The 26,176-nt window shown below is 63.3% G+C and carries 25 protein-coding genes and 1 riboswitch; of the genes, 1 reads left to right on the top strand and 24 read right to left on the bottom strand.

Annotated features, from left to right (window positions below; all coding sequences use genetic code 11):
* Positions 1 to 53: 53 nt before the first annotated feature.
* The 10 genes from LDN85_RS09340 to hisI form a co-directional block, all read right to left on the bottom strand.
* A complete protein-coding gene (locus LDN85_RS09340) occupies positions 54 to 1,511 on the bottom strand; it encodes a glutamate synthase subunit beta (RefSeq protein WP_026540369.1) in 1,458 nt (485 codons plus the stop codon).
* Positions 1,504 to 6,117 (bottom strand): glutamate synthase large subunit, encoded by a 4,614-nt coding sequence (gltB, locus tag LDN85_RS09335; RefSeq protein ID WP_223945183.1) that lies wholly within the window; start codon positions 6,115 to 6,117, stop codon positions 1,504 to 1,506. The genes LDN85_RS09340 and gltB overlap by 8 nt, the downstream gene beginning before the upstream one ends.
* 259 nt (positions 6,118 to 6,376) lie before the next feature.
* Positions 6,377 to 7,531 (bottom strand): prolipoprotein diacylglyceryl transferase, encoded by a 1,155-nt coding sequence (gene lgt / locus LDN85_RS09330; RefSeq protein WP_026546622.1) that lies wholly within the window; start codon positions 7,529 to 7,531, stop codon positions 6,377 to 6,379.
* A 21-nt stretch (positions 7,532 to 7,552) separates the two neighbouring features.
* Positions 7,553 to 8,365 (bottom strand): tryptophan synthase subunit alpha, encoded by an 813-nt coding sequence (trpA, locus tag LDN85_RS09325; protein WP_035760616.1) that lies wholly within the window; start codon positions 8,363 to 8,365, stop codon positions 7,553 to 7,555.
* Positions 8,365 to 9,741, bottom strand: a complete 1,377-nt coding sequence (gene trpB / locus LDN85_RS09320; RefSeq protein ID WP_223945182.1) for a tryptophan synthase subunit beta — start codon at positions 9,739 to 9,741, stop codon at positions 8,365 to 8,367. The genes trpA and trpB overlap by 1 nt, the downstream gene beginning before the upstream one ends.
* Before the next feature lie 114 nt (positions 9,742 to 9,855).
* The gene (trpC, locus tag LDN85_RS09315; protein WP_223945181.1) at positions 9,856 to 10,674 is read right to left on the bottom strand and encodes an indole-3-glycerol phosphate synthase TrpC; all 819 of its coding nucleotides are present in this window, start codon (positions 10,672 to 10,674) and stop codon (positions 9,856 to 9,858) included.
* Between the two features lie 2 nt (positions 10,675 to 10,676).
* Positions 10,677 to 10,949 carry an HGxxPAAW family protein gene (locus LDN85_RS09310; RefSeq protein ID WP_026540363.1) on the bottom strand — a complete coding sequence of 91 codons (273 nt, stop codon included), beginning with the start codon at positions 10,947 to 10,949 and terminating at the stop codon, positions 10,677 to 10,679.
* Between the two features lie 132 nt (positions 10,950 to 11,081).
* A complete protein-coding gene (locus tag LDN85_RS09305; protein WP_026540362.1) occupies positions 11,082 to 11,684 on the bottom strand; it encodes a Trp biosynthesis-associated membrane protein in 603 nt (200 codons plus the stop codon).
* Positions 11,681 to 13,264, bottom strand: a complete 1,584-nt coding sequence (locus LDN85_RS09300) for an anthranilate synthase component I (RefSeq protein ID WP_026540361.1) — start codon at positions 13,262 to 13,264, stop codon at positions 11,681 to 11,683. The genes LDN85_RS09305 and LDN85_RS09300 overlap by 4 nt, the downstream gene beginning before the upstream one ends.
* A gap of 56 nt (positions 13,265 to 13,320) precedes the next feature.
* Positions 13,321 to 13,737: a phosphoribosyl-AMP cyclohydrolase gene (gene hisI / locus LDN85_RS09295; RefSeq protein ID WP_026540360.1), complete on the bottom strand. Its 417-nt coding sequence runs from the start codon at positions 13,735 to 13,737 to the stop codon at positions 13,321 to 13,323.
* A gap of 89 nt (positions 13,738 to 13,826) precedes the next feature.
* On the opposite strand from hisI, the gene LDN85_RS09290 reads away from it, so the two are divergent.
* Positions 13,827 to 14,471, top strand: coding sequence for a TIGR03085 family metal-binding protein (locus LDN85_RS09290; protein ID WP_026540359.1), 645 nt, complete (start codon positions 13,827 to 13,829; stop codon positions 14,469 to 14,471).
* A gap of 73 nt (positions 14,472 to 14,544) precedes the next feature.
* On the opposite strand, the gene hisF is transcribed toward LDN85_RS09290, so the two are convergent.
* The 14 genes from hisF to LDN85_RS09220 form a co-directional block, all read right to left on the bottom strand.
* Positions 14,545 to 15,321 carry an imidazole glycerol phosphate synthase subunit HisF gene (gene hisF / locus LDN85_RS09285; RefSeq protein WP_026540358.1) on the bottom strand — a complete coding sequence of 259 codons (777 nt, stop codon included), beginning with the start codon at positions 15,319 to 15,321 and terminating at the stop codon, positions 14,545 to 14,547.
* 41 nt (positions 15,322 to 15,362) lie between these two features.
* Complete coding sequence (gene hisG, locus LDN85_RS09280) at positions 15,363 to 16,223, bottom strand: ATP phosphoribosyltransferase (RefSeq protein ID WP_026540357.1); 861 nt, start codon at positions 16,221 to 16,223, stop codon at positions 15,363 to 15,365.
* An 84-nt stretch (positions 16,224 to 16,307) separates the two neighbouring features.
* Complete coding sequence (locus LDN85_RS09275) at positions 16,308 to 16,571, bottom strand: phosphoribosyl-ATP diphosphatase (protein ID WP_024820576.1); 264 nt, start codon at positions 16,569 to 16,571, stop codon at positions 16,308 to 16,310.
* Positions 16,572 to 16,677: 106 nt separating this feature from the next.
* The gene (gene ribH / locus LDN85_RS09270; protein WP_026540356.1) at positions 16,678 to 17,163 is read right to left on the bottom strand and encodes a 6,7-dimethyl-8-ribityllumazine synthase; all 486 of its coding nucleotides are present in this window, start codon (positions 17,161 to 17,163) and stop codon (positions 16,678 to 16,680) included.
* 17 nt (positions 17,164 to 17,180) lie between these two features.
* Positions 17,181 to 17,885, bottom strand: coding sequence for a GTP cyclohydrolase II (ribA, locus tag LDN85_RS09265; RefSeq protein ID WP_026540355.1), 705 nt, complete (start codon positions 17,883 to 17,885; stop codon positions 17,181 to 17,183).
* Complete coding sequence (gene ribB / locus LDN85_RS09260; RefSeq protein WP_026540354.1) at positions 17,882 to 18,577, bottom strand: 3,4-dihydroxy-2-butanone-4-phosphate synthase; 696 nt, start codon at positions 18,575 to 18,577, stop codon at positions 17,882 to 17,884. The genes ribA and ribB overlap by 4 nt, the downstream gene beginning before the upstream one ends.
* Positions 18,574 to 19,203, bottom strand: coding sequence for a riboflavin synthase (locus tag LDN85_RS09255; RefSeq protein WP_026546615.1), 630 nt, complete (start codon positions 19,201 to 19,203; stop codon positions 18,574 to 18,576). The genes ribB and LDN85_RS09255 overlap by 4 nt, the downstream gene beginning before the upstream one ends.
* The gene (gene ribD / locus LDN85_RS09250) at positions 19,203 to 20,297 is read right to left on the bottom strand and encodes a bifunctional diaminohydroxyphosphoribosylaminopyrimidine deaminase/5-amino-6-(5-phosphoribosylamino)uracil reductase RibD (protein WP_051421485.1); all 1,095 of its coding nucleotides are present in this window, start codon (positions 20,295 to 20,297) and stop codon (positions 19,203 to 19,205) included. The genes LDN85_RS09255 and ribD overlap by 1 nt, the downstream gene beginning before the upstream one ends.
* A 32-nt stretch (positions 20,298 to 20,329) precedes the next feature.
* A complete protein-coding gene (gene pnuC, locus LDN85_RS09245) occupies positions 20,330 to 21,034 on the bottom strand; it encodes a nicotinamide riboside transporter PnuC (protein WP_026540351.1) in 705 nt (234 codons plus the stop codon).
* Between the two features lie 89 nt (positions 21,035 to 21,123).
* Positions 21,124 to 21,280: riboswitch (FMN riboswitch) on the bottom strand.
* Positions 21,281 to 21,358: 78 nt separating this feature from the next.
* Positions 21,359 to 22,033 carry a ribulose-phosphate 3-epimerase gene (rpe, locus tag LDN85_RS09240; protein ID WP_026540350.1) on the bottom strand — a complete coding sequence of 225 codons (675 nt, stop codon included), beginning with the start codon at positions 22,031 to 22,033 and terminating at the stop codon, positions 21,359 to 21,361.
* Between the two features lie 31 nt (positions 22,034 to 22,064).
* On the bottom strand, positions 22,065 to 23,615 hold the full coding sequence (locus LDN85_RS09235; protein ID WP_026540349.1) for a transcription antitermination factor NusB: 1,551 nt from the start codon (positions 23,613 to 23,615) through the stop codon (positions 22,065 to 22,067).
* On the bottom strand, positions 23,612 to 24,532 hold the full coding sequence (gene fmt / locus LDN85_RS09230; protein ID WP_026540348.1) for a methionyl-tRNA formyltransferase: 921 nt from the start codon (positions 24,530 to 24,532) through the stop codon (positions 23,612 to 23,614). The genes LDN85_RS09235 and fmt overlap by 4 nt, the downstream gene beginning before the upstream one ends.
* Complete coding sequence (gene def, locus LDN85_RS09225) at positions 24,529 to 25,101, bottom strand: peptide deformylase (protein WP_026540347.1); 573 nt, start codon at positions 25,099 to 25,101, stop codon at positions 24,529 to 24,531. The genes fmt and def overlap by 4 nt, the downstream gene beginning before the upstream one ends.
* Before the next feature lie 60 nt (positions 25,102 to 25,161).
* The gene (locus tag LDN85_RS09220) at positions 25,162 to 26,049 is read right to left on the bottom strand and encodes a cytochrome (RefSeq protein ID WP_051421484.1); all 888 of its coding nucleotides are present in this window, start codon (positions 26,047 to 26,049) and stop codon (positions 25,162 to 25,164) included.
* Between the last annotated feature and the right edge of the window lie 127 nt (positions 26,050 to 26,176).

The following is a 26,176-nucleotide window of genomic DNA, read 5'->3' as shown; positions in this document are numbered from 1 at the left end:
TACCTACCCTAAGTAGTTCATGCTGATTGAGTAAAAGGTTGTTCCTGCCGGCGCTATAAGACCGCTATCGCCCGGTCGGTGGGGGCGACCGGTGCCGGGAGAATGGTGCTTCCCATCAGGAACTTGTCCACTGCGGCCGCACATGCACGGCCTTCCGCAATGGCCCACACAATCAGTGACTGGCCACGTCCGGCATCGCCGGCAACAAACACGCCCTCGGTGTTCGTCATGTAGTAGCCGTCGCGGGCAACGTTGCCCCGACTGTCGAACTCTGCGCTGACCTGCTCCGTGATTCCTGCCGGCTCAGCACCGGTAAAGCCAAGGCTCAGGAAGACAAGGTCAGCTGGGATGATCCGTTCTGTACCGGCTTTGGGAAGGCGTTTGCCGTCCACGAACTCGGTTTCAGCAACTTTAACTCCGGTGAGTTTGCCGTTTTCTCCAACGAACTCAACGGTGGATGCAAGGTAGGTACGCTCGCCACCTTCTTCGTGGGCGCTGGCGACCTCGAACAGGGTGGGGAACGTGGGCCACGGCTGGTGGGTGGCACGCTCGGCGGGCGGCTGCTTGCCGATCGCGAGGGTGGTCACCGAGGCCGCCTGGTGGCGATGCGCGGTGCCGATGCAGTCAGCACCGGTATCGCCGCCACCGAGGATGACAACGTGCTTGCCACGGGCGTCGATGTGGTTCGCGGGGTCCTCCCCCGCAACCTTGCGGTTGGACGGGACCAGGTAGTCCATGGCGAAGTGGACGCCCTCAAGGTCACGTCCGGGAATGGGAAGGTCGCGCGGAACGGTCGCTCCGGTGGCAACCACGACGGCGTCGTAACGGCGTCGCAACTGCTCCCAGGTCACGTCCGTACCAACTGCGACGCCGGTCCGGAAGCGGGTGCCTTCGGCCTTCATCTGCTCAAGGCGGCGGTCAACCTGTTCCTTCTCCATCTTGAAGTCGGGGATGCCGTAGCGGAGCAGGCCGCCGATCTTGTCATCGCGCTCGTACACGGCAACGGTGTGGCCCACGCGGGTCAGCTGCTGTGCCACGGCCAGGCCGGCCGGGCCGGAACCCACAACCGCGACCGTCTTGCCGGTCAGGCGCGTCGGAGGCAGGGGCTGGACCCAGTCGTTGTCGAAAGCCTGGTCGATGATGGAGACCTCAACCTGCTTGATGGTCACAGCAGGCTGGTTGATCCCCAGCACGCAGGACGCTTCGCAGGGTGCGGGGCACAGGCGGCCCGTGAACTCCGGGAAGTTGTTCGTCGCGTGAAGGCGCTCAATCGCTTCTTCACCCTTGTCCCGCCACACGAGGTCGTTCCATTCGGGAATCAAGTTGCCCAGCGGGCAGCCCTGGTGGCAGAACGGAACGCCGCAGTCCATGCAGCGGCCTGCCTGGCTCTTCAGGACACCCTTTTCCTGGGCTTCGTACACTTCTTTCCAGTCCATGATGCGGACCGGAACGGGACGGCGTGGCTGCGTCTCGCGCTGCCGGACTTTCAGAAATCCGCGTGGATCAGCCACCGGTTACCTCCAGGATTCGAGACCATACTTCTTCGCCATCGGGGTCAAGGCCCTCTTCGATGGCGTCGAGACGGGTTTGCAGGACTGCGGCGTAATCGCGCGGCAGCACTTTGGTGATGCGGGCGGCAGTGTCGTCGAAGTTTTCGAGCAGACGGCCGGCCAGGACGGATTCGGTTTCCTCAAGGTGCTTGGTCAGCAAACCATGAACGATGTCGCGGTCCTCGGCGTCGAGCTCCAGGAGCTGCAGTTCGCCGGTATCGAGGGCCATCTTGTTGACGCGCTCAGGCTGAAGGTCCAGCACATAGGCAGTACCACCGGACATGCCGGCACCGAAGTTGCGTCCGGTGCGGCCGATGATCAGGGTCTGGCCACCGGTCATGTACTCGCAACCATGATCGCCGATACCTTCGACGACGGCGGTCGCGCCGGAGTTGCGGACCAGGAAGCGTTCGCCCACCTGGCCACGCAGGAACATCTCACCGCTGGTTGCACCGTAACCGATGACGTTGCCGGCAATGACGTTGCGCTCGGCCTGGAACACGTTGGTGCGGTCCGGGCGGACGATGATGCGTCCACCGGAGAGGCCCTTGCCCACATAGTCGTTGGAGTCACCGAACATCCGCAGCGTGATGCCTGCGGGCAGGAACGCGCCGAGGGACTGGCCGGCGGTGCCATTGAGCGTGACGTCGATGGTGTCGGTCGCCAGGACATCGATGCCGAAGGTCTTGGTCACCACATGGCCGAGCATCGTACCCACGGAACGGTCCGTGTTGATGACGTCCAGGGTGATCTTGACGGGCATGCGGTCGCTGAGCGCTTCTTGCGCCATGGTGATCAGCCGCTGGTCGAAGTGCTTGTCCAGCTCGTGGTTCTGGCCGGTCATGTTGCGCAGCGGCACGTCGTCGTCGAACTCCAGCCCGTGCAGGATGGGGTCCAGGTCCAGCCCTTCGGCCTTCCAGTGGTTGATCGCTTCGCGGGTATCCAGGACCTCGGCGTGCCCGATTGCCTCTTCCAGGCTCCGGAAACCGAGCTCGGCCAGGATCTCACGGACTTCTTCTGCGAGGAACTCGAAGAAGTTGACCACGAACTCCGGCTTGCCGTTGAACCGTGAACGGAGCTCAGGGTTCTGCGTGGCAACACCAACAGGGCAGGTGTCCAAGTGGCAGACGCGCATCATGATGCAGCCGGAAACCACCAAGGGCGCGGTTGCGAAGCCGTACTCCTCGCCACCCAGCAGGGCGGCAATGACGACGTCGCGGCCGGTCTTGAGCTGACCGTCAACCTGAACCACCACACGGTCACGCAGACCGTTAAGCATGAGGGTCTGCTGGGTTTCGGCGAGGCCGAGTTCCCACGGCACACCCGCGTGCTTGAGCGAGTTCAGCGGCGAGGCGCCGGTACCGCCGTCGTGACCTGAAACAAGCACGACGTCGGCCTTCGCCTTGGTGACGCCGGAGGCCACCGTGCCGATCCCGACTTCCGAAACCAGCTTCACGTGCACACGGGCCGAAGGGTTGGCGCGCTTGGCATCGTAAATGAGCTGGGCGAGGTCTTCGATCGAGTAGATATCGTGGTGCGGGGGCGGGGAAATGAGTCCGACGCCGGGTGTGGAGTGACGTGTCCGGGCTACCCAGGGGTAGACCTTCTGTGCCATCAACTGGCCGCCTTCGCCGGGCTTGGCGCCCTGGGCCATCTTGATCTGGATGTCGTCGGCATTGGTCAGGTACAAGCTGGTGACACCGAACCGGCCCGAAGCGATCTGCTTGATGGCAGAGCGGCGCTCGGGATCCAGCAGGCGGTCAACGTCCTCGCCGCCTTCACCGGTGTTGGACTTGGCGCCCAACCGGTTCATGGCGATGGCGAGTGTTTCGTGCGCTTCCTTGGAGATGGAACCGTAGCTCATTGCACCGGTGGAGAAACGCTTGACGATGCTGGAGACGGGCTCCACTTCCTCGAGCGGGACCGCCGGACGGACACCGTCCTTGAACTTCAGGAGCCCGCGCAGGGTCATCAGGTTCTCGGACTGATCGTCAATGCCCTTGGTGTAGGACTTGAAGATGTCGTACCGGCGTTCGCGGGTAGCGTGCTGCAGGCGGAAAACCGTCTCCGGGTTGAAGAGGTGCGGTTCACCGTCACGGCGCCACTGGTACTCGCCACCGCCCAGCAACGGCTGGTGCGGGTGCTCGATGCCGCCCTCCGGGTACGCCATCTGGTGGCGTGCCGAAACCTCGGCGGCAATCACGTCCAGGCCCACGCCACCGAGCTGGGAGTGCGTGCCGGAGAAGAATTCATCCACGAGGTCCTGGGACAGGCCCAGTGCCTCGAAGGTCTGGGCTCCCGTGTAGGAAGCCACGGTGGAGATGCCCATCTTGGACATGATCTTCAGGACACCCTTGCCAAGGCCCTTGATGAGGTTGTAAACGCCGTCTTCTGCAGTGACGCCTGTGACATCGCCGTTGGAGATCAGCTGTTCCACCGACTCCATGGCCAGGTACGGGTTGACGGCAGATGCGCCGTAACCGATGAGCACTGCAACATGGTGCGTCTCGCGGACGTCGCCGGCCTCAACCACCAGGGCGGTCTTGGTGCGGTTGGCACTGCGGAGCAGGTGGTGGTGCACTGCGCTGACCAGAAGCAGCGAAGGAATGGGAGCCCACTGCGCGTTCGAGTCACGGTCGGACAGCACCACGTACTGCACGCCACGGTTGATCGCGCCGGAGACCTGCTCGCAGATTTCGGTCAGGCGCGCACGAAGCGCCGCTTCCCCACCCTCGGGGCGGTAAAGGCCACGAACCTTCATGGCGATGCGATCGCCGTCGGGGGTTTCGATGTTCGCGATCTTGGCGAGTTGATCGTTGTTGATCACCGGGAACGGCAGGGAGATCTGCGGCTGGCGGACCTGCTTGCCGTCCAAGAGGTTGCCGTTGGGCCCGATGGCGCACTTCAGCGAAGTAACCAACTCTTCGCGGATGGCATCCAGCGGCGGGTTGGTCACCTGGGCAAAGGACTGCACAAAGTAGTCGAACAACAAGCGTGGGCGCTTGGAGAGGACAGCCACAGGCGTGTCCGAACCCATGGCACCGAGGGGCTCGGCACCGGTCCGGGACATCGGTCCCAGCAGGATCTTCAGCTCCTCGGTGGTGTAGCCGAACGTGCGCTGGCGGATATTGACCGACGCAGCGGTGTGAACCACGTGCTCACGCTCGGGGAGCTCGTTGATGTCGATCAGGTTGTCCTTGAGCCATTCAGCCCACGGGTTTGCAGCAGCTACCTCGGCCTTGACCTCGGCGTCGTCAATGATGCGGCCGGCTTCGGTGTCCACCAGGAACATCTTGCCGGGGGCAACGCGGCCCTTCTTGACCACGTTGGAGGGCTCAACCTCGATCACGCCAACCTCTGAGGCGAAGATGATGAGGCCGTCTTCGGTGATCCAATAACGTCCCGGGCGCAGGCCGTTGCGGTCCAGCGTGGCGCCAACAAGGTTGCCATCGGTGAAGGAAACAGCTGCCGGCCCATCCCACGGCTCCATGAGCAGTGAGTGGTACTCGTAGAAAGCACGGCGGGCCGGATCCATGGTGGCGTGGTTCTCCCACGCTTCCGGGATCATCATCATGATGGAGTGCGTGATGGGGCGGCCGGACAGCCAAAGGAGCTCTGCAACCTCATCGAAGGAAGCGGAGTCCGAGGCACCGGGGGTGCAGATCGGGTACAGCTCTTCGGGCACTGAGCCCAGCAGCGGGCTGGCCAGCTGTGACTGACGGGCACGCATCCAGTTGCGGTTGCCCTTGACCGTGTTGATCTCACCGTTGTGGGCGATGGTACGGAACGGCTGCGCCAACGGCCAGGACGGGAAGGTGTTGGTGGAGAAGCGTGAGTGGACGATGGCCAGCTTGGTCTTGAAGCGCTTGTCCGAGAGGTCCGGGTAGAACGGCTCCAACTGGGCGGTGGTCAGCATGCCCTTGTACACAATGGTGCGCGAGGACAGCGACGGGAAGTACACGCCGAACTTGTTCTGGGCACGCTTGCGGATACGCCAGGCGCGCGAATCAAGCTCGTTGTGTTCCAGCTGCTCGCCGGTGGCGGAGGCAAAGAACGGCTGCGAGAAGTACGGCATACAGGCTCGCGCCATGGCGCCTACAAGGTCAGCCACCACGGGTACCTCACGCCAGCCAAGGACAGTGAGGCCCTCGTCGGCGGCAAGGGCTTCAATGCCTGCCTTGGCGGTATCCGCTTCGCGGGACTCAGCAGGAAGGAAGGCAGTGCCCACTACATACTGGCCGGGAGCAGGCAGCTCGAATTCTGTGACGGCCCGGAAGAACTCGTCCGGAACCTGCATCAGCAGGCCCGCACCGTCGCCGGTACCTTCGTCGGCGCCCACGGCGCCGCGGTGTTCGAGATTGCGGAGGGCGGTCAGTGCCGCTTCCACGATGTCGTATCCCGGTTCCCCGCGGAGCGTGGCAATAATGGCCAGGCCGCAGGCGTCCTTCTCCTTATCAGGGTTGTAAAGACCCTGGGCCTCCGGGAGCGCGGCAAAGCGCTTGAACGGAGACATGGCACCCTGCGGTTCGATTTTTTCGGACCAACCGGGGTTATGAAGATGGGTCATGGGAGACGTCCTTCCTCGAGATCGTGCGTATGGAAGGGACAACGTTGGCCCCACCTTGCCTGCCCTGTGACGGGCACAACAAAGCGCTAGTAATTGGAATTGTAGGCCAGCCGATCCAGCGCAACGAACAGTTACGCAGACCTCTGGCCCCGGCTTGACCAGTGAACATCGGTATGCTGCGATCCGGTTTCCGGGGTGCCACGACGCTGTGGACTGGGCCCTACGAGCGGTGACTCTGTTGCCCCTTTACCGAACGCGACTACTTGGTGTCGTCTGCGTTCGGTGTGGATCCGGGGGCCTTCCTTGCGGCAGTGGCAGCAGATACGGAACCCGTGCCGGACTTGGTGTCCTTGCTCGCGTCCCCTGCTGTTTCCTGCGGCTCGTCAACGTGGCCCGAATCGCTTTGGTTATCTGGGAGATTACCACGCGAACCAGTATCTGAGACAGATGCGTCCACATCATGACTGGTGACGCTCGTCACCGACGCCGGCTCCTTTTCCTTGGTCTCATCCGGCTCGCGCCCCGGCAAATACGGGGTATCCGGTACAGGGCGTCCCTTCCGGCCAAGAACCAGGAAGATGGCAAGGGCGGCAATGAACACAAAGATGCTGGTCCACACATTGAGCCGGGTGGTAATCCCGAAAAGGTTAATCTGCTCGGCATCATCGATCCGCAATGCCTCAATCCAGACACGGCCGAGGGTGTAGTACATGGCGTAGAGCCAGAAGAGGCGTCCCCACCGGAAGTTGAACTTCCTGTCCAGGAGCAACAAGATGGCGACGCCGGCCAGGTTCCACAGCATTTCGTAGAGGAACGTGGGGTGGAACAGCGTGCCGGCAGCCATGTCCGGCGGGAAGTTGGCGTTGGCGGGATCAATCTCCAGCCCCCAGGGAAGGGTGGTGGGGGCGCCGAAAAGTTCCTGGTTGAACCAGTTTCCCAAACGGCCGATTGCCTGTGCCAGCAGCAGGCCAGGGGCCGCTGCATCCAGGAAGGCCGTCAGCTTCACGCCGGCCCTCCGGCAACCAATCCAGGCACCCACTGCGCCCAGGACCACGGCACCCCAAATGCCCAGTCCACCGCGCTGTATCTGCGGAATCAGCGAGAGGTCGCCGGTGCCGTCAAAGCCCGGACCGAAGTAGGCATCAGGTGAGGAGAACACGTGGTAGAGGCGACCGCCGATGATGCCGAAGGGAATTGCCCAGATGGCAATGTCCCACAGGCTGCCTTCGGGGGCGCCGCGGCGCTTCCACCGGGCGGACGTCAGCCACAAGCCAACGATGATGCCCGCCAGGATGCAGAGGGCGTATGCGTGGATACGCAGCGTCCCCCACGGCAGCGGAATGTCGAAACCGGACCACGACGGGCTCGGGATACTCATGGGGACCATTGCCGCAGCGTGGAGGACGGTCTGCATTCGCTTCGCTGTTTCCTTTTTCTAGGCTTCTGCAGCTGCGCGGCCCAGGCCGGCGCTGAGATTCTTGGTGAGTTGCCCGACGGCGTCAACGCCGCCATCGCGAAGGGCCGCCACCAGGGCGGTTCCTACGATCACGCCGTCAGCGTAGGCGGCGATTTCGCGGACATGGTCCGGGTTGGACACACCCAAACCGACGCACACACGCTCGGCTCCGGCAGCATGGGCGCGGGACACCACGTCCTCGGCACTGCTGCTGACAGAGGTGCGCGTTCCGGTGACGCCCATGATCGAGACGGCGTAGACGAATCCACGGCTCGCCTTGACGGTCATGTCCAGCCGCTCCGGGGTGGATGACGGTGCCACGAGGAACACCCGGTCCAAGCCGTACTTGTCCGAGGCCTCGAACCACTCGTGGGCCTCGTCAGGCACCAGGTCCGGGGTAATAAGCCCCGCTCCCCCGGCTTCGGCCAGGCGGCGGGAGAATTCATCGACGCCCATGCGCATGACTGGGTTCCAGTAGGTCATGACCAGAACGGCTGCATCGGTGGCGGCGGTGATGCCGGCAACGACGTCGAAAACGTTGCTGACACGGAAGCCATTGGCGATCGCCTCGGTGGTGGCAGCCTGGATGACCGGGCCGTCCATTACCGGATCGGAGTACGGGATGCCGATTTCGATCAGGTCGGCACCGTTCCGGGCCAAGGCGATTCCGGCCTCGATGCTCTCCTGGACCGTGGGGTACCCCGCGGGGAGGTAGCCCACCAGGGCGGCGCGGCCTTCAGCCTTGGCACGATCGATGGCGGCAGCGGATTTGCTGGCGAATTCTTCAGTCATCAGTTCTGGTCCTCGTTGACATCCACGGCTGCTTCGGACGTGCGCTCGGTGGGGCCCTTGGGCTTGCGCGTGGACAAGGTGGTGCCCTTGACGTGCCCTTCCTCATCCAACATGTTGAACCAGGCAGCGGCAGTCTCCACGTCCTTGTCTCCACGGCCGGAGAGGTTGACGATCACCGTGACGTCGGAAGGGTTGTCCTTGCCTTCAGTCAGGCGGTGGCCGATCTTGATGGCACCAGCCAGGGCGTGCGAGGACTCGATGGCGGGAATGATGCCCTCGGTCCGGCACAGGAGGCTGAAGGCGTCCATGGCCTCGGTATCCGTGACAGCCTCGTAGGTGACGCGGCCAATATCGGCCAGGTAAGAGTGCTCCGGACCCACGCTGGGGTAGTCCAGGCCTGCGGAGATGGAGTGGGATTCGATCGTTTGGCCGTCTTCGTCCTGCATGAGGTACGAACGTGCACCGTGCAGCACACCGGGCCGACCCAAGGAGATGGCAGCAGCGTGGCGGCCGGTTTCGACCCCTTCGCCGCCGGCTTCGAATCCGTAGATCTTCACCGAGGCGTCATCAAGGAAGGCGTGGAACAGGCCGATGGCGTTCGAGCCACCGCCAATACATGCAGCAATGGCGTCCGGGAGCTTGCCCGCCTGCTCCAGGATCTGGCTGCGGGCTTCTTCGCCGATGACCTCGTGGAAGTAGCGGACCATTGCCGGGAACGGGTGGGCTCCAGCTGCGGTGCCAAGAAGGTAGTGCGTGTGCTCCACATTCGAAACCCAGTCGCGCAGGGCATCGTTAATGGCGTCCTTGAGGGTCTGGGAGCCGTTGGTGACCGGCACCACAGTGGCACCGAGCAACTGCATGCGGGCCACGTTCAACGCCTGGCGCCGGCAATCCTCGGCACCCATGTACACCACGCACTCAAGGCCCAGCAGGGCCGCAGCAGTGGCACTGGCAACGCCGTGCTGTCCCGCTCCGGTCTCGGCGATCACACGGGTCTTACCCATGCGCTTGGCAAGGAGGGCCTGGCCCAGGACGTTGTTGATCTTGTGGGACCCGGTGTGGTTCAGGTCTTCGCGCTTGAGGAAGATGCGGGCCCCTCCGGCGTGCTCCGAGAAGCGCTTGGCCTCGGTAAGCAAGGAAGGCCTGCCGGAGTAATTCTTGTTGAGGTCCTTGAGCTGCGCGATGAAATCGGGGTCAGCCTTTGCCTTCTCAAACGTGTCCTGGACTTCGTCAAGGGCGGCGATGAGGGACTCCGGCATCCAGCGTCCGCCGTAGTTGCCGAAGTAGGGCCCGGAGGCGTTGCGCAGCGAAGGGCCACCTTGCAGGAATGCGTCGGCCGCATTCTCTTCTGAGCCGGCTGTTGGCGCGTCGACCATCAGTCTCACCGTCCTGTTCCAGTTAGTTCATTGGGTAGTTCCACGTGCCACAAGGCAGCCGCGGGCTTCAGCCCGGGCTGCCTTGCGGCTGTTCGCCGTGATTCAGTGACTGCCTCAGTTCCTGACGGCGATGGCGGCAGCTCCAGCTGCCTTGAATTCAGTAATGCGTTCACGCGGGGTCGAATCGCTGACCAGCGCCTCCCCCACCAGGATGGCGTTGGCACCACCGGCCGCGTAATGCGAGACGTCATCGGCGCCCCGGACCCCGGACTCGGCGACGATGACCGACTCAGCCGGAATCAAACCGGCCAGGGACCCGAAAACCGAACGGTCGACGTCGAGCGTCTTGAGGTTGCGTACGTTGATGCCGATGATCCGGGCGTTTGCCGCCACGGCACGTTCGATCTCTTCCTCCGTGTGGGTCTCCACCAGTACGTTCATGCCAAGCTCGTGGCTCAGTGCGCTGAACTCCGCCAACTCGGTGTCGGACAACGCCGCGACAATCAGCAGGATGAGGTCCGCTCCGTGGGCGCGGGCTTCCCAGATCTGGTACTCGTCCACCGTGAAGTCCTTGCGGAGCAAGGGAATCTCGACGGCGGCGCGGACCGCATCCAAGTCAGCAAGCGAGCCACCGAAGCGGCGCTGTTCGGTCAGGACACTGATGACGGAAGCTCCGCCGTCGGCGTACTGAACCGCGAGGGAAGCGGGATCGGCAATAGGCGCGAGATCGCCCTTGGAGGGGCTGCGGCGCTTGATTTCCGCGATGACTTTGAGGTCGTTGCGGACCGATGCAGGCCCACCCAAGGCAGCCCAGGCATCGAGGGCCGGAGCAGCCACCGCTGCCCGGTCCTTCAACTCCGCCAGGGATACGAGGCGCTTGCGCGCCTCCATCTCCTCCTTGACGCCAACAATGATGTCATCAAGAACGGTCACGATTAGTGGCCGTTGTTCTGCAGCTTGCTGCCACCAACTCCGTAGCCCGCCTTGCGCATGACAAAGCCAACGATCAGGCCGATGACCATGACTACCAGCCCGCCAACGAAGATCGGGGTGCTGGCAATGACGAACGCGATGGAGGAAATCAAGGCACCGACCAGCATCACGAGTACGCAGGTCCAAGCAGCCGGGCTGTTTCCGTGGCCGATGGCGTCAGCGTGGCTGGCCATGGTGGATTCAGCTTGGTTCGTGGACACTGTGGTTTTGCTCATGTGAAATCTCCTCAGGATGAATACTGCTTACATTCTGCCATTTATTGGCGGCGTCCGGGACATCGCCCGACGTCAGGACGGGCGCGTGGGGATTTGTTGCGCCCCACCTGCCCGCAAGCCCCCTATGGCTGCCTACGTAGGGTCCTCACCGCGCGACAGGCTGTCCCAACTGTCAATCTCGTCCACCGGTTCATTGCTGCTCTTCCGGCTCCGTGCGCCGGCGTCGTACTTGGTTCGCGAGGTCCAATGGCGGCCGGCCAGCGCTAAGGCAACAGCGCAAAGGGCCAGCAGGGCGCCGGCAACAATCGCCACCACAGGGAAGGCGGTGGCGGCTGCATCGGCCTGGCCGCCGGAAACACCTGTTGCAGCCGCAATGGCACCTTGGGAGGCACCCAACGGATCCATCAGAACGGTGATCGCGGCAAGAATGATCCCGGCCGCTGACAGGACGATGAGGACGGCGATGATCCAGCGCGCGATTCTTCCCGCAATGGAGGCGGCCAGGCCGCCGGCCAGGGCAACCACGGCCAGCGCCGTGACTGCTGTTGCGGCTTTGCTCCCCTGGACGTGGAGATCGCTGTTGGAGGCTCCCGTGGGATCCAGCCGCACTTCGATCCAGGTCTGCGTTGTGGCCCCGAAGACTGCAAGGGCAAGGATCGTGGTGGCCAGGACCAAAGTGGACTTACGCGCCCAGCGCGGAGGCCGCTTGAGGGCAGACGGGGATTCAGTGCTCATGAGGCCGAAGTCCCGTCGTCCGGGACGTCTGTATTTCCTGCCGCTTCAGTTGAAACGTTGTGCAGGGATCCGGCGGTGTGTACGGCACGCAGGGGCGCTGCGGCTTTGTTGACCGTTTCCAAAGCCTCGGAAGGCTTGTGGGAATCGGCCACGATTCCGCCGCCTGCCTGGACGTACGCACGGCCCTCGCGGAGCAGCGCGGACCGGATGGCGATGGCCATGTCCATGTCCCCGGCGAAGTCGAGGTAGCCCACTACGCCGCCGTAGATCCCGCGCCTGTGTGGTTCGAGTTCGTCAAGCAGCCGCAGTGCACGCGGCTTGGGGGCTCCGGACAGGGTGCCGGCCGGGAATGTTGCCTTCAGGACGTCGTAAGCCTTGGCCTGCGGGGCCAATTCGCCCACCACTGTGGAGACCAGGTGCATGATGTGGCTGAACCGCTCCACTTCCATGAACTGCGTGACGTCCACGGTGCCGGCCACACAAACCTTGGAGAGGTCATTGCGCGAAAGATCCACCAGCATCAGGTGCTCGGCGCGCTCCTTCTGGTCAGCCAACAGCTCTGCCGCCAACGCCTTGTCCGCCTCCATGGTCTTGCCACGCGGGCGCGACCCGGCGATGGGGTGCGTAATGACTTCCTGGCCGGTCACGGTGACCAAAGCTTCCGGCGAGGACCCCACAATCGAGTACTCGCGTCCGTCTGCATCTTCCAAGCTGAAGAGGTACATGTATGGGCTCGGGTTGGTGTTGCGCAGGACGCGGTAAACGTCCAACGGGTCCGCCGCGCACTCCATCTCGAAACGGCGGGAAATCACCACCTGGAACACTTCGCCGTCAACAATGGCTTCCTTGCCGCGGTCGATCGCCTCCAGGTACCTGGCCTCGTCCCAGCGTTCCTGCACGCTGGAAGCAAAGTCCAGGGCCGCAGTTTCCAGCACTGAAACCGGCTGGGAGACGGGTGTGCTGATCTGCTCCAGCAGTGCCTGCACACGGGCAACGGCATCGTGCCACGCGTCGTCCACGCGCTCGGAGCTGTCATCAAAGTTGATGGCGTTGGCGATCAGGAGGACAGTGCCGTCCATGTTGTCGTGGACAGCCATGTCGGTGACCAGGTTCAGGGCCATCTCGGGAAGCTGCAGGTCGTCCTCGGGCGGGGAAGTCAGGCGCTCCCAGTGGCGGACAGCTTCCCAACCGAGGAAGCCCACCAGACCGGAGGTGAACGGGGGCAGTCCCTCAAAGCGGTCCGTCTGCAGCGCAGCAATGGTATCCCGCACCGCTTCTACGGGGTTGCCCGACACTGGAACACCAACAGGGGGCTCGCCAATCCAATGCGCCTGGCCGTCTTTGGTTGTCAGGGTGGCGCGGGACTTCGATCCAATGAAGGAGTAGCGCGACCAGGCGCCGCCGACTGCCGCGGATTCCAGGAGGAAGGTTCCGGGTTGCCCTTTGGCCAGCTTCCGGTACAGGCCAATGGGGGTCTCGGCGTCTGCCAAGACCTTGAGGCGAACAGGAATGACACGGCTGTGGACGGCGAGTTCGCGGAACTCTTCCAGGCCCGGGCTGATGATTCCAAGGTCCTGCATGGCTATTTTCTCCGCCTTTATCTGAGGTGGTGCTTCAGTGGAATGTAGTGGGTGCCTTAGTCGCGGTGACCCGTAACAACTGTGAAGTCGCGACCATCGAAGCAGGTCCGGGTTCCGGTGTGGCAGGCTGCGCCGATCTGGTCCACGCGGATCAGGAGGGCATCGCCGTCGCAGTCAAGGGCAACAGACTTCACGAACTGTACGTGTCCGGAGGTGTCGCCCTTGCGCCAGTACTCCTGGCGTGAACGTGAGTAGAACGTCACGCGACCTGTGGTCATGGTGCGGTGCAGGGCTTCGTCGTCCATCCAGCCAAGCATGAGGACCTCGTTGGTGTCATGCTGCTGCACGATCGCGGCTACGAGCCCGGAAGAATCCCGTTTCAGGGCGGTGGCGATCTCCTGCGGCAGGGGGCTGGCGGAGTCGCTTGAGGGCTCCACGGCAGGAGTTGGGCTGGGGGCGGACTGCTCTGACATCAGATCAAGTCTAGTGCCTTTGGCGGGAGCCGGATTCTGCGGCGGTTCCTCTGCGCAAGAGCGCTCTGATCGTGCTAGTTTCACAAGTGATGCATTTCGTCGATCCTTCCCGAGAAGTACTGGCCGAAACCCTGCTGGCGGCCGGACCTGACTCCCCCACGCTCTGCGAGGGGTGGCAGACCCGGGATCTTGCTGCGCATTTATATCTGCGCGAACGGAAAATTGCGGTAGGCCTGGGCCTGCTGATTCCAAGCCTGGGCAAGGCCTCCGAGAAAGCCACCTCCAAACTGGCAGCAAAGCTCAAGAGCCCTGAGGCCTATGCGGAACTCATCAAGACGTTCCGAGGCGGGCCCCCGGCCCTCTCTCCCTTGAAGATCAAGGCTTTGGACGAGACGTCCAACCTCATTGAGTACTTTGTCCACACCGAGGACATCCGCCGCGCCGGCGATCGTTGGGCGCCACGGGCCCTGGACGAAGCCTATTCCGATGCCCTCTGGGACGACCTCATCAAACGGGCCGCCTTCTTGTACCGCGGAGTGGACCTCGGCATCGTACTGGTTCGGCCTACTGGCCCGCGGCATGTGGCAAAGCGGGCCCCCGTCTCGGTTGCCATCGTCGGCGAACCGGGCGAGCTGCTCATGCACGCCCATGGCCGCACCAGCCAGGCCCTGGTGACCTTCGAAGGCCAGCCGGACGCCGTCGCACTGTTGCAGTCTGCCGACATCGGACTCTAACGATCCACTTGTTTTAACAAAGAAATGGAGAGTCACTTTCACAGTGACTCTCCATTTCTGTTTAATCCTGGCGCTAGCGGACCTCGAAACCAGCGTGCCGGATCGCCGTTTTGACTTGGGCGATCATGTCGTCCGGCCCGAAGTGGAACACCGAGGCCGCCAGCACGGCGTCAGCCCCGGCTTCGACGGCCGGCGGGAAATGTGCCGGCTCCCCCGCGCCACCTGAAGCAATAATCGGGATGTTCACCGCGGCACGGACCAGACGTATCAGTTCAAGGTCGAAGCCGTCCTTGGTGCCGTCGGCATCGATGGAGTTGAGCAGGATTTCCCCCACACCCCGGTCCGCTGCTTCCTTGGCCCAGGCGATGGCGTCGATTCCGGTTCCAGTGCGGCCACCGTGGGTGGTGACTTCAAAACCGGACGACGTCGGGACGTCACCTTCGCGGGTGCGGCGCGCATCCACGGAGAGCACCAGGACCTGAGAGCCGAAGTGGCGGGTGATTTCGTCGATGACCCCGGGCCGCGCGACTGCTGCGGTATTGATGGATGCCTTGTCCGCACCGAAGCGCAGGAGCTTGTCCACCTCGGCAACACCACGGACGCCGCCGCCCACGGTCAAGGGGATGAAGACTTCCTCTGCCGTTCGTCTGACGACGTCAAAGGTGGTTTCCCGGTTGCCGGATGAGGCTGTGACGTCCAGGAATGTCAGCTCATCGGCCCCGCCGTTGTCGTAGCGGTGGGCAAGTTCCACCGGATCACCGGCATCGCGGAGGCCTTCGAAGTTGACGCCCTTGACGACGCGGCCTGCGTCGACATCAAGGCACGGTATGACTCTGACGGCTACAGCCATGTGCTGCTCCTCAATCTTTCTGGGCTTGCTGTTACCGCGGGTCAGATGCGGCAGGCGTGGATGCTGCTGACCAGGATGGCACGCGCGCCGAGGTCGTAAAGCTCGTCCATGATGCGGTTGGTTTCCTTCTTGGGAACCATGGACCGCACAGCAACCCACTCCGAGTCACGCAAAGGTGACACGGTGGGCGATTCCAGGCCGGGAGTCAGCGCAGCGGCGTCTTCCACGAGGTCCTTGCGGATGTCGTAGTCCATCAGCACGTACTGGCGGGCAACCAGGACACCTTGGAGCCGGCGGATGAGGATGTCGATTTCCTTGACGGTTCCGTTGGCTGCTCCACCTGAACCGGAGCGGCGGATGAGCACGGCCTCCGACTTCAGGATGGGATCACCAAAGATCTCCATTCCGGCGGCCTTGAGCGTGTTTCCGGTTTCAACGACGTCGGCAATGGCGTCTGCCACGCCCAGCCGGACGGAAGACTCCACGGCACCATCAAGGCGAACCACGGTGGCATTGACCCCGCGCCCGGCGAGGTAGTCGCGCAGGAGTCCGTCATAGCTGGTGGCAAGACGCTTGCCTTCAAGCTGTTCGACGCCGGCAAAGTCACCCACCGGACCTGCAAAACGGAAGGTTGACGGGGCAAAGCCCAGGGGAAGGATTTCTTCGGCTTCGACCTTGGCGTCGAGCAGGAGGTCCCGGCCGGTAATGCCAACATCCAGCGTTCCCTGACCTACATAGACAGCAATGTCGCGCGGGCGGAGGAAGAAGAACTCGATGTCGTTATCGGGGTCCACCATCACCAGTTCGCGGGTGTCGCGGCGCTGGCGGTAACCGGCCTCGGACAGCATGGCCGAGGCGGCTTCGGACAGGGATCCCTTATTGGGAACTGCTACACGGAGCATGGGGAGACTTTCTTGTTTGAAGGGAGGTTTCAGGCACCTTGGCCACGCGTGGGGACTCCGCGGAAGTACGCCGGAGTGGCGTGGCTAGAGATGCTTGTAAACGTCCTCCAGCGTGAGGCCCTTGGCGAGCATGAGGACCTGCAGGTGGTAAAGCAGCTGGGAGATTTCCTCAGCGGCGGCTTCGTCGGATTCGTACTCCGCGGCCATCCAGACTTCGGCGGCCTCTTCGACCACTTTCTTGCCGATGCCGTGGATTCCGGAGTCCAGTTCGGCAACCGTGCGCGAACCTGCCGGGCGGGTCGCTGCTTTCTCACTCAGTTCTGCGAACAGCGTCTCGAAATTCTTCACGCCCTCCAGACTACTTGCTCCGGGGCTGACACTGCTTGTTGGGGCGTTGCATGACGAAGGGGATGTGAGTGAAGACACACCCACATCCCCTCCATACGCGATGCCCCTAGCTGTACTGCTTCAAGGTCACGGCAGTGGCGAGGGCTGCGGTCACTGCCTCGTGGCCCTTGTCTTCCTTTGAACCGGGCAGGCCAGCGCGGTCCAGCCCCTGCTGCTCGGTATCGCAGGTGAGGACCCCGAAGCCAACCGGCACGCCGGTGCGGACACTGACGTCGGTCAGTCCCGACGTCGCGGCCTGGCAGACGTAGTCAAAGTGCGGCGTCCCGCCGCGGATGACCACACCAAGAGCCACCACTGCATCAAAGTGCGGCGCAAGTTTGGCAGCTGCCACGGGAAGCTCGAAGCTGCCCGGCACCCGCAGGAGTACGGGATCGGCGATCCCGGCTTCCTTTGCGGCGCGCAGTGCGCCATCAACCAGTCCGTCCATGATTTGGGTGTGCCAGCTTGCCGCCACGATGGCGAGCTTGAGCTGCGAGGTTTCCTCAGGGTTGAGGGTGGTGAGGTCAATAGTGGGCGCGCCGTGTCCGCTCATATTTTCGTGAAGTCCGTTCAGTCTTGGGTGCTGTCAAAGGTTTGGTTCGAAGGTGTCTTGCCGTTGCTGACCGGCTCAACGTTGAGCGCCAGCAGGTGGTCCATCCGGTCTTTCTTGGTCTGCAGGTACCGGAGGTTCTGTTCGCGGGAGGGAACCTCGGTGGGCACCATCTCCACAACGGTGACTCCGGCCTGGGCAAGACGGTTTTGCTTGTCCGGGTTGTTGCTCAGCAACCTGACCTCGTGCAGTCCCATCTCCGCCAGGATCTGGCCCGCCGCAGTGTAGGAGCGTGCATCCACGGGCAGGCCCAGCTGTTCGTTGGCCTCCACGGTGTCAAAACCGGCTTCCTGCAGGGCATAAGCCTTGATCTTGTTGGCCAGCCCGATTCCCCGCCCCTCTTGGCCGCGCAGGTAGAGCAAGGTTCCGCCCTCTGCGTGGATGAGCTCCAGGGCAAAGGCCAGTTGTTCTCCGCAGTCGCAACGGTAAGAACCAAATACGTCACCGGTCAGGCATTCGGAATGGAGCCGTACCAACGGTGCACGGCCGCCCTTAGGCGGGTTCGGGGAACTCACGGCAAGGTGCTCGTGGCCCGTCTCAAGGTCTGTCCATGCCTGTGCCACGAACTCACCAAATGCCGTGGGCAATTGCACGATCGGCCCACCACTGACGGGGTGCGGCGCCTGTCCGGAATGGTCGCTGCTGTGCGTGGTCGATGCGGTCATCGCTTCTCCTCGTCCTCCTGTGAAATACGTGCCGCCTGGGACTCTACCGTCTCAACATAAGACACCAGGTCCTCAATGGAGATGAGGGGGCATCCATGGTTGGCGGCGAAGTCGCGCAGGCTGTCCAAGCGCATCATTTCACCATCGTCATGTACCAACTCTGCGATCACACCCACCGGGGCGAGCCCGGCAAGACGACACAGGTCCACGGCAGCTTCCGTGTGACCTGGACGTTCACGCACTCCCCCGTTAACCGCGCGCAGCGGGAAAATATGCCCGGGACGGGTGAGGGACGCCGGGCTGCTGCTCGGATCTGCCAGGATCCGGGCGGTCAAAGCCCTGTCCGTCGCCGAAATACCTGTACTGACGCCGATCGCTGCGTCGCAGGAAACGGTGTACGCCGTCCCCTTGGCGTCCTCATTGATTTCCACCATTGGCGGCAGCAGGAGGGCGTCCGCCCGTTCGCCGTCCAAGGGGACACAGATAACGCCGGATGAATAGCGGATGGTCCACCCCATGAGGGCGGGCGTGGCGTGCTGGGCGGCAAAAATAATGTCGCCTTCGTTCTCGCGGTCCTCGTTGTCTACCACGATCACGGCCCTGCCGGCAGCCATGGCTTCAATGGCTGCTTCCACCGGATCCAGTCCGGTCCGGGGCGATCCTGCCGGCGAATTCCGGGTGGGGGCGCTCATGGTGCGTTCCCTGCCTGCGGTGCGAAAGACAGAAGACGTTCGGTGTATTTTGCCAGCACGTCCACTTCAAGGTTGACCCGGCCGCCAACGGGCTTGGCGCCCAGCCCGGTCTCATCCAGCGTGGTGGGGATAAGCCCGACTTCAAACCAGGGGGCCTGCTCAGCGGCAGGACTGACTGCCGTGACGGTCAGCGAGACACCGTCGACGGCGATCGAGCCCTTCTCGGCGATGTAGCGCGCCAGCGGGGCCGGCACCCCGAAGCGCAGGCGGTCCCAATTACCCAGGGCTTCGCGCTCCAGCAACTCTCCTACGCCGTCGACGTGGCCCTGGACTACATGGCCGTCCAGGCGTCCGCCCGCCGGCACACAGCGTTCGAGGTTGACTGCGTCCCCGGCTTCCAGTCCGCCGATGGTGGTACGGATGAGGGTTTCGCCCATGACGTCGACGCTGAAGTCCTGGCCGTCGATCTGCGTGGCAGTCAGGCATACGCCATTCACTGCGATGGACCCACCCAAGGCCAAACCTGCAGTGGTTGTAGGCGCTTTCAAGCGCAAGGTGGCGCTGACATCTCCGTCACGCTCAATACCCAGCACAGTGCCTTGTTCGGCAACAATTCCCGTAAACATCAGTGTCCTCCTGTGAGATGTTCCGCAGCTTCACTGCGCGAAACCAAATTCTTGTTTTGAACCACATTCCCGGCATTGCCCGCACTGCCCCTTGGTGATCTGAGGTGCAGGCGAAGGTCCTCGCCGAGCGTCCGGACAGCTCCGCCGCCGGCGTCATCCCAGGACCACCGCTGGGCGTCAGCCAAGGTGGTGATGCCCAGGTCATTCAATGCGGGGGTCCCTGATCCCAACAAGGTGGGAGCCAGGTAGACGATCAGCTCGTCCACCAGGTGCGCCTGGAGGAATGTACTCAGAATCGACGAGCCGCCCTCGACCATGACGTGCCGGACACCTTGGTCGAACAACATGCGTAAAGCCTCTGAAGGATCCCTCGTGGGCAGGTGCACGAACCTGCCGTCAGTGCCGCGTACCGAGGCGTCTTCGGGCACATCCCGTAAACCCATCACGGCGCGCAGCGGTTGCCGGTGGGAAAGTTCTCCGTCCGCGTCCCTGGCAGTGAGCCGCGGGTTGTCAATCAGGACCGTGCCTGTACCCACCAGGATGGCGTCGATGAGTCCCCGCAGCCCATGGTTGTCGGCCAGCGACTCCGGACTGGAGATCCATTGGCTGGTGCCGTCGGCGGCCGCTATGCGGCTGTCCAGCGTCTGGGCGATGTGCAAGGTGACAAACGGACGCTTGGCGGCAACGGCGTCGAACCAGTCCCGGTTCAAGTCAAAGGCCTGGTCCAAGGCCAGCCCGGAAAGGACCTCCACCCCTGCGGATCGGAGGGTTCGGGCGCCACCCGCGGCGGGGTCATGCGGATCATCGACGGCGTAGATCACCTTCGCGATTCCGGCGGCAATGATCGCCTGGGCACAAGGTCCGGTGCGGCCTACATGGTTGCAGGGCTCCAAGGTGACAACCATGGTGGTTCCCACGGTGTCGACGCCCTTCTTGTGGGCCTCGGAAATCGCGTCCGCTTCGGCATGGGCCGTTCCGGCTCCCCGGTGATAACCGGTTGCCAGTTGCTCGCCCTCCGGGCTGAGGATGACCGCTCCCACCAGAGGGTTGGCGCCACGGGGACCGGCCAGGGCAGCGGCGAGTGCGGCGTCCATGGCTGTCTGTTCTGCCGGGGTGCAGGTCACGCTCACTGGGCAGCACCCGCAGATACGGCGACGGCTTCCGGGCCGGCGTCATGGCTGGCACGTTCACGCTTTTCGGCCCGCCACCACACGAAGAACCCCGTGAGGGTGAAAAAGCCGTAGAACAGATACATGACCGCGCTGGCGTAGTATCCAGCACTGAAAAGCAGCGGAACGCCCACAATGTCAACGGCCACCCAGATCAGCCAGAATTCAGTCCATCCACGGGCCATGCCATAGGTTGCCAGCAAGGAGCCCATGAAGGTCCAGGCATCAGCCCAAACGGGCGGGTAGGAGCCAAGGGCATCGAACACCGGCGTGAGGGCCGCAGTGCCTGCCACCATGGCGGCGATCAGTGCGATGCGAACCTTGTTGCTCGCCCAACCGGGGACAATGGCGCGGCCTTGGGCACTCGATTCCTGGCCCTGCTTCCAGCGGTACCAGCCGTAGATGGCCACGGTGATGAACATGACCTGACGCGCAGCCTGTCCCCACAACGTGGCCGGTGCTGCTGCACCGAAAACGTTACCCAGGAAGACCGTGAGCAGGAGGATGTTTCCGAGTATGCCGATTGGCCAGGCCCAGACTTTGCGGCGCATACCGCCGAGGGCGCTGAGCAGCCCAAAGATGTTTCCAAGCACTTCGCGTAAGACAAGGGCAGATCCTCCAATGGGGATCTGTGCTTCGAAGAGCCATCGCAGTAAGTCCATGCCGTTCCTTCCCAGTAAGCCGCGATGACTCCGGGGGTGTACGACAGCGCAATGCCGGGCGTCGCTGAAGGAACGCCCAAGGCATGACTGTACGTGCTTCTCCCATCCAGACTTTAACTGTCGGTACCGGAATTTCACCGGTTCAACCGTCTGCCATCGAGGCTCCAATCACTTGGAATCACGATGGCTCGCGGGTCGCGGACTATAACCGCCGGTTCGGACTTACACCGACCCCGGAGCACGTATGTGTGTTGTTATTCTGCCACAACTACCAAGATGCCCGGGCTATTCCCGGGCAATCTTCGTAACATGTGGTGACGGTCGTCAGGCGAACGTCGCTGTGACGCCCTGGCCCGCTGCACGCAGGCGATCAATCGCCGCTGCGGGGTCCTGGTGCCCATAAACCGCCGAACCGGCGACGAACACGTTGGCGCCGGCTTCCGCGGCCCTGATGATGGTTTCCTCGGTGATGCCCCCATCAACCTGGATGGCTACACCGATGCCCGAGCCCTCTACTGCTGCCCGGGCACGACGGATTTTGGGCAAGGTGATATCAAGGAAGGACTGTCCCCCGAAACCGGGCTCCACCGTCATGATCAACAACATGTCCAGCTCGCTGAGCATGTCCAAATAGGGCTCTACCGGGGTGGCCGGACGCAGGGCCATTCCAGCCTTGGACCCCCTCGCCCGCAATTCCCGGGCGAGCTTTACCGGGGCCATGGCCGCCTCAGCATGGAACGTCACGGAAGCAACGCCGGCGTCCGCGTAGGCAGGTGCCCAACGGTCGGCGTCGGAAATCATCAAGTGAGCGTCCAGCGGTACCGGGCTGACCGCCTGGATGCGCTGCACCACCGGCAGGCCCAACGTCAGGTTGGGGACAAAATGGTTGTCCATGACGTCCACATGAACGGCATCGGCATTGCTGATCCGCTGAAGTTCCGCCTCAAGATTGACGAAATCAGCAGACAGGATGCTCGGGTTGATACAGCACTGAGACAAGGCAGCCCCTCTGGGTAGGTGGAAAGCCGGGTTACGGCTTTTTACGGATGATTGCCATGAACATGGCATCCGTCTGGTGGACGTGCGGCCACAACTGGGCCGTTTGCTCATGACCGGCACCCAAGCGTCCGGTCAGGCTGACATGGTCAAGTGCCTGTCCGGCGTCGAGCAGTTCCAGGTCTTCCCGCTTGGCCATGACGTCGCTGACAACCGCGGTGGTTTCGGCCGGGTGCGGCGAGCAGGTCACATAGGCAACCACGCCGCCGGGCTTGACGGCGTCAATGGCGGACTTCAGGAGATCCCGCTGCAACGGACCGAGATCGCCGATGTCCTTGGGCGAGCGGCGCCACCGCGATTCGGGTCGCCTGCGCAAGGCACCCAATCCGCTGCAGGGAACATCAACCAGCACGCGGTCGAAAGCTTCCGCCTGTTCGGAACCAACGTCGCGTCCGTCACCGGTCCGTACCGACCAGGTGTCCGCAGGAACTGCCGAGAGCGCCTGCTGGACCAGCTTGGCCCTGTGCGGCGCCGGCTCGTTGGCCAACAGGGTAGCGCCGTCCCGGTGTGCCAGGGCAGCCAGAAGGGCGGCCTTGCCTCCCGGGCCGGCGCACAAGTCCAGCCAGCGTTCACTTCCGGCGATGGCTCCACCAAGGTCCACTCCGGCCAAAGCCCGCGCGACCAACTGGGATCCAACGTCCTGGACACGGGTGGTGCCGCGACGGACCGACTCCAGGCGGCCGAGGTCCCCACCGGCGGACAAAGCAGAATCTTCCACCAACTCCCCCGCCGTAGCCCCATTGTCGAAGGCCTCATCCAGGCTCCCCAACCCGGGCAACGCTACAAGATTGACCACCGGAGCGGCGTTGTCCGCTTCCAGGAGGTCATCGATTTCCGACTTCGGGCGGCCGTGGTTGACCAACGACTGGCGCAGCGCGCGGACAATCCATTCAGGGTGGGCGTGCCGGAGCGCTGCGATCTTTGTTTCATCAGTCTCGTTGGCCAGGAGGATGTTCAGCCACTCACCCATGCTGTGCGCGGTGACCTTGCGAAGGACCGCGTTGATCAGGGCTGACGGACCTGCGCCGATGACCGCTCGCGCCAGGCCAACGGTTTGGTCCAAGGCTGCGTGCGCAGGAACGCGCATAGACAGCAACTGATGGGCGCCAATCCGCAGGGCATCCAGGATGGCGGGGTCGAGTTGCTCAAGGGGGCGGTCCACGCAGCGGGCCAAGATCGCGTCATAGGTGCCTTGGCCGCGCAGGGCACCGTAACTGAGCTCGGTGGCAAAGCCGGCGTCCCGGCGGTCCAAGCGATGTTCCCTGATGCGGGCCGGAAGCACCAGGTTGGCGTAAGCGTCCTCGGAGGCAACAGCGCGGAGCACTTCGAAGGCAACGAGCCGGGCCGGGTCAGCGCGGCGCGTGCGTTGCGACGGAGCATTGTTGGTAAATCCGCGCTGGGGTCCCCGGTTCCGCTCGCGGCCCTGGGCGTTGCGGCGGCTTTCACCCCGCGCACCACGGTTCCCTTGTCCTCCGCCGTCCCGGTTCCCGCTGTTGTTGGGGCCTCGCCGGCCGGACTCACTCATTCGAATACCACTCTCTCGGGTGTTGCCAAGCCGCGGGCCCAATCGGCCGACGACATCATTTTCTTGCCTGCCGGCTGGATCCTGCCAAGTTCAACGGCATGGGATCCGGTGCCGACAAGAACAGTTTTTCCATCCACCCTGATGGCACCTGGCGCCAGGTCCTTCATATCAGGACGGAGGCCTACGGGTTCGAGCTTGATCCGCTGGCCCTCCAGGGTGGTCCATGCCCCCGGCTCGGGGGTCACACCACGAGCCCGACGATTAATGGCCAAGGCGGGCATCTGCCAGTCAAGGCGGCCATCCTCCAACGTCAACTTGGGTGCCAGGGATATCTCCCCGGTTTGCGGTTGGGGGGCGGCTTGCCCGGCGTCAATGGCGGAGAGCGTCTGGCTGAGCAGCACTGCACCGCTGACGGAGAGGCGCTCAAGGAGGTCCCCGGCGGTATCGTCCGGCCTGACAGCTTCCGTTAAGGTACCGAAGACCGGCCCGGTGTCCAGGCCCTCTTCAAGCTGGAAAGTCACTGCGCCAGTGATCTCGTCTCCGGCGATAACGGAGCGCTGGACCGGAGCAGCACCCCTCCATGCGGGAAGCAGCGAGAAATGCAGGTTGACCCACCCATGCCTGGGAACTCCCAAAGCAGACTTCGGAACAATTCCCCCGTAGGCCACAATGGCCGCGACATCAGGGGCGAACTCCGCGATCCGGGCAGTGGTATCCACATCGACCTTGGCGGCACGGATCACCTCGATACCCAGTTCCATGGCCCGAGCTGCCACAGGTGAAGGTGTCAGGACCCTCTTCCTGCCTACCGGCGCGTCCGGGCGTGTCAGGACGGCAACGACGTCGAATCCTGCCTTAACCAGTGCGTCCAGAGACGGGACCGCCACGGCTGGGGTGCCAGCAAAAAGGACCCTCACTCGGGAGCCCCGAAACTGCCGCCACCAAAGCTTGATCCCACGCTGGTGGCGCGCTGGGACGTAGTCTTCTCCGTGATGGCGTGGTAGTTGGCGTTCCGGATGGCGCGGAGGGCTGCCTTCCGGTCCTCCCCTTCCAACCTGTCCGTGTACAAAATGCCGTCAAGGTGGTCCGTCTCATGCTGGAAACACCGGGCGAGCATGCCCTCGGCCTCCACGGAAACCGGGTTGCCATGCATGTCGACTCCCGTCGCCCGGGTTGCCCGGAACCGGCGCACCGGGAAACCCAGGCCAGGGATCGAGAGGCAACCTTCGACTTCATCCGGCTGGAAATCTTCGCTGTTCTCCAGGACGGGGTTGATGATGTGGCCTTCCACTCCCCCGATCCTGTAGGTAAAAACGCGCTGGCTCACGCCGATTTGCGGTGCAGCGAGGCCTGCACCTTCCACGTCCTCCATGGTTTCGGTCATGTCAGCTACCAGCTTGGCGAGCTCCGGACCGAAGTCGGTGACGGGGTCCGCTACGGTGCGCAACACCGGATCCCCGATGATTCGGATACTCAAAATTGCCATGTGCTGTCAGTCCTCACTATCGTCAAACCCGGCTCCGGGTGTTACGGAGCCTAAGCCAGTTTAGTTGAGAGCATCGCCGGTGCCCGCGGCTCCGGCACCGACCCCTGCAAACACGGGCGGAGCTATGGGCAACAGTGCTTGCCCCGCCGCAGAGACGTCCGCAGACATTTCCCAGACACGGCGAAGCGCGCAAAACTTCCACCAATGGTGCTTGAGTATCTCCGGATTGGCCCGCATGGGCCGCACTTCAGTCTCTCCGATGGCCACCGCCAGCAGCATGGGATTATCTCCGTATTTCCACGGCTCCCATTCACCGGCAACAGGATCAACCAGGCTCTCCTCTGCCTTCATTCCCGCGGCCAGCTGCATGACCACTTTGTCATCCAAGGCCTTGACTGTGCCGTCCCGCGTCGTGCCTTTGGTCTTGTAGTCGATCAGGCAGATACGTCCGTTGATCCGGGCCACAAGATCCAGTGTTCCGGCGTAGCCCACCGTCTTGTTCCACACAGTGATCTCCGGGGCCAACGGCTCCACCCTGTAAAGTTCCCACCACTCATCAAAGCGGGCGGCAAAGGCCTGCTCTCCGTGGGCTGCGAGGTCGTCCCTGCATTCCTGCATCCGGTGGGGGCGTCCCAGGGCACGAAGGGCCACCTGTTCACAGTAAGTGTGGACCCTGTCGCCGCGCGCCGCTGCGGCATCCCGGTAGGCTTCCGCAGCTTTTGCGGCTTTGTTGATGGCCTGCCGGGTCTTGGCCGGGCTACCCAGAATCGCGGGAAGCTCCGGATCCGCAGCGAGGCTGCTCGCGCCCATGTAACTGAACCAACCGTCCAGGGAGTGTGCCTGTTGTCCAATCACCGTAGTGATGGAGGGCACAGAAAATTGCTCCGTGGTGGAGCGGGCGTACATCCGGCCGTAGTCAGTAGCGTGGGCAAGCAGTGGAGCAGTCATATAAAGACTGTGTCATACCGGACCGACAGAATTCTCCGGCGGGAAGATCGTTGCCAGTTGCTCCGGTGCAAGCCTGGCCAGCTTCGCGGCGAGGACGGGAGCCGTCACCGCCAGCTCCTTGCAGGGC

It is taken from the genome of Arthrobacter sp. StoSoilB20, from assembly GCF_019977295.1.
Classification (GTDB): domain Bacteria; phylum Actinomycetota; class Actinomycetes; order Actinomycetales; family Micrococcaceae; genus Arthrobacter; species Arthrobacter nicotinovorans_A.
This window is presented reverse-complemented; position numbering and strand designations above follow the sequence as displayed.

Coding starts and splice junctions, on each gene's coding strand:
- gltB (WP_223945183.1), bottom strand. CDS start 6,117: ATGACCCATCTTCATAACCCCGGTTGGTCCGAAAAAATCGAACCGCAG.
- lgt (WP_026546622.1), bottom strand. CDS start 7,531: ATGCAGACCGTCCTCCACGCTGCGGCAATGGTCCCCATGAGTATCCCG.
- trpA (WP_035760616.1), bottom strand. CDS start 8,365: ATGACTGAAGAATTCGCCAGCAAATCCGCTGCCGCCATCGATCGTGCC.
- trpB (WP_223945182.1), bottom strand. CDS start 9,741: ATGGTCGACGCGCCAACAGCCGGCTCAGAAGAGAATGCGGCCGACGCA.
- LDN85_RS09310 (WP_026540363.1), bottom strand. CDS start 10,949: ATGAGCAAAACCACAGTGTCCACGAACCAAGCTGAATCCACCATGGCC.
- LDN85_RS09305 (WP_026540362.1), bottom strand. CDS start 11,684: ATGAGCACTGAATCCCCGTCTGCCCTCAAGCGGCCTCCGCGCTGGGCG.
- LDN85_RS09300 (WP_026540361.1), bottom strand. CDS start 13,264: ATGCAGGACCTTGGAATCATCAGCCCGGGCCTGGAAGAGTTCCGCGAA.
- hisI (WP_026540360.1), bottom strand. CDS start 13,737: ATGTCAGAGCAGTCCGCCCCCAGCCCAACTCCTGCCGTGGAGCCCTCA.
- LDN85_RS09290 (WP_026540359.1), top strand. CDS start 13,827: ATGCATTTCGTCGATCCTTCCCGAGAAGTACTGGCCGAAACCCTGCTG.
- hisF (WP_026540358.1), bottom strand. CDS start 15,321: ATGGCTGTAGCCGTCAGAGTCATACCGTGCCTTGATGTCGACGCAGGC.
- hisG (WP_026540357.1), bottom strand. CDS start 16,223: ATGCTCCGTGTAGCAGTTCCCAATAAGGGATCCCTGTCCGAAGCCGCC.
- ribH (WP_026540356.1), bottom strand. CDS start 17,163: ATGAGCGGACACGGCGCGCCCACTATTGACCTCACCACCCTCAACCCT.
- ribA (WP_026540355.1), bottom strand. CDS start 17,885: ATGACCGCATCGACCACGCACAGCAGCGACCATTCCGGACAGGCGCCG.
- ribB (WP_026540354.1), bottom strand. CDS start 18,577: ATGAGCGCCCCCACCCGGAATTCGCCGGCAGGATCGCCCCGGACCGGA.
- LDN85_RS09255 (WP_026546615.1), bottom strand. CDS start 19,203: ATGTTTACGGGAATTGTTGCCGAACAAGGCACTGTGCTGGGTATTGAG.
- ribD (WP_051421485.1), bottom strand. CDS start 20,297: ATGGACGCCGCACTCGCCGCTGCCCTGGCCGGTCCCCGTGGCGCCAAC.
- pnuC (WP_026540351.1), bottom strand. CDS start 21,034: ATGGACTTACTGCGATGGCTCTTCGAAGCACAGATCCCCATTGGAGGA.
- LDN85_RS09235 (WP_026540349.1), bottom strand. CDS start 23,615: ATGAGTGAGTCCGGCCGGCGAGGCCCCAACAACAGCGGGAACCGGGAC.
- def (WP_026540347.1), bottom strand. CDS start 25,101: ATGGCAATTTTGAGTATCCGAATCATCGGGGATCCGGTGTTGCGCACC.
- LDN85_RS09220 (WP_051421484.1), bottom strand. CDS start 26,049: ATGACTGCTCCACTGCTTGCCCACGCTACTGACTACGGCCGGATGTAC.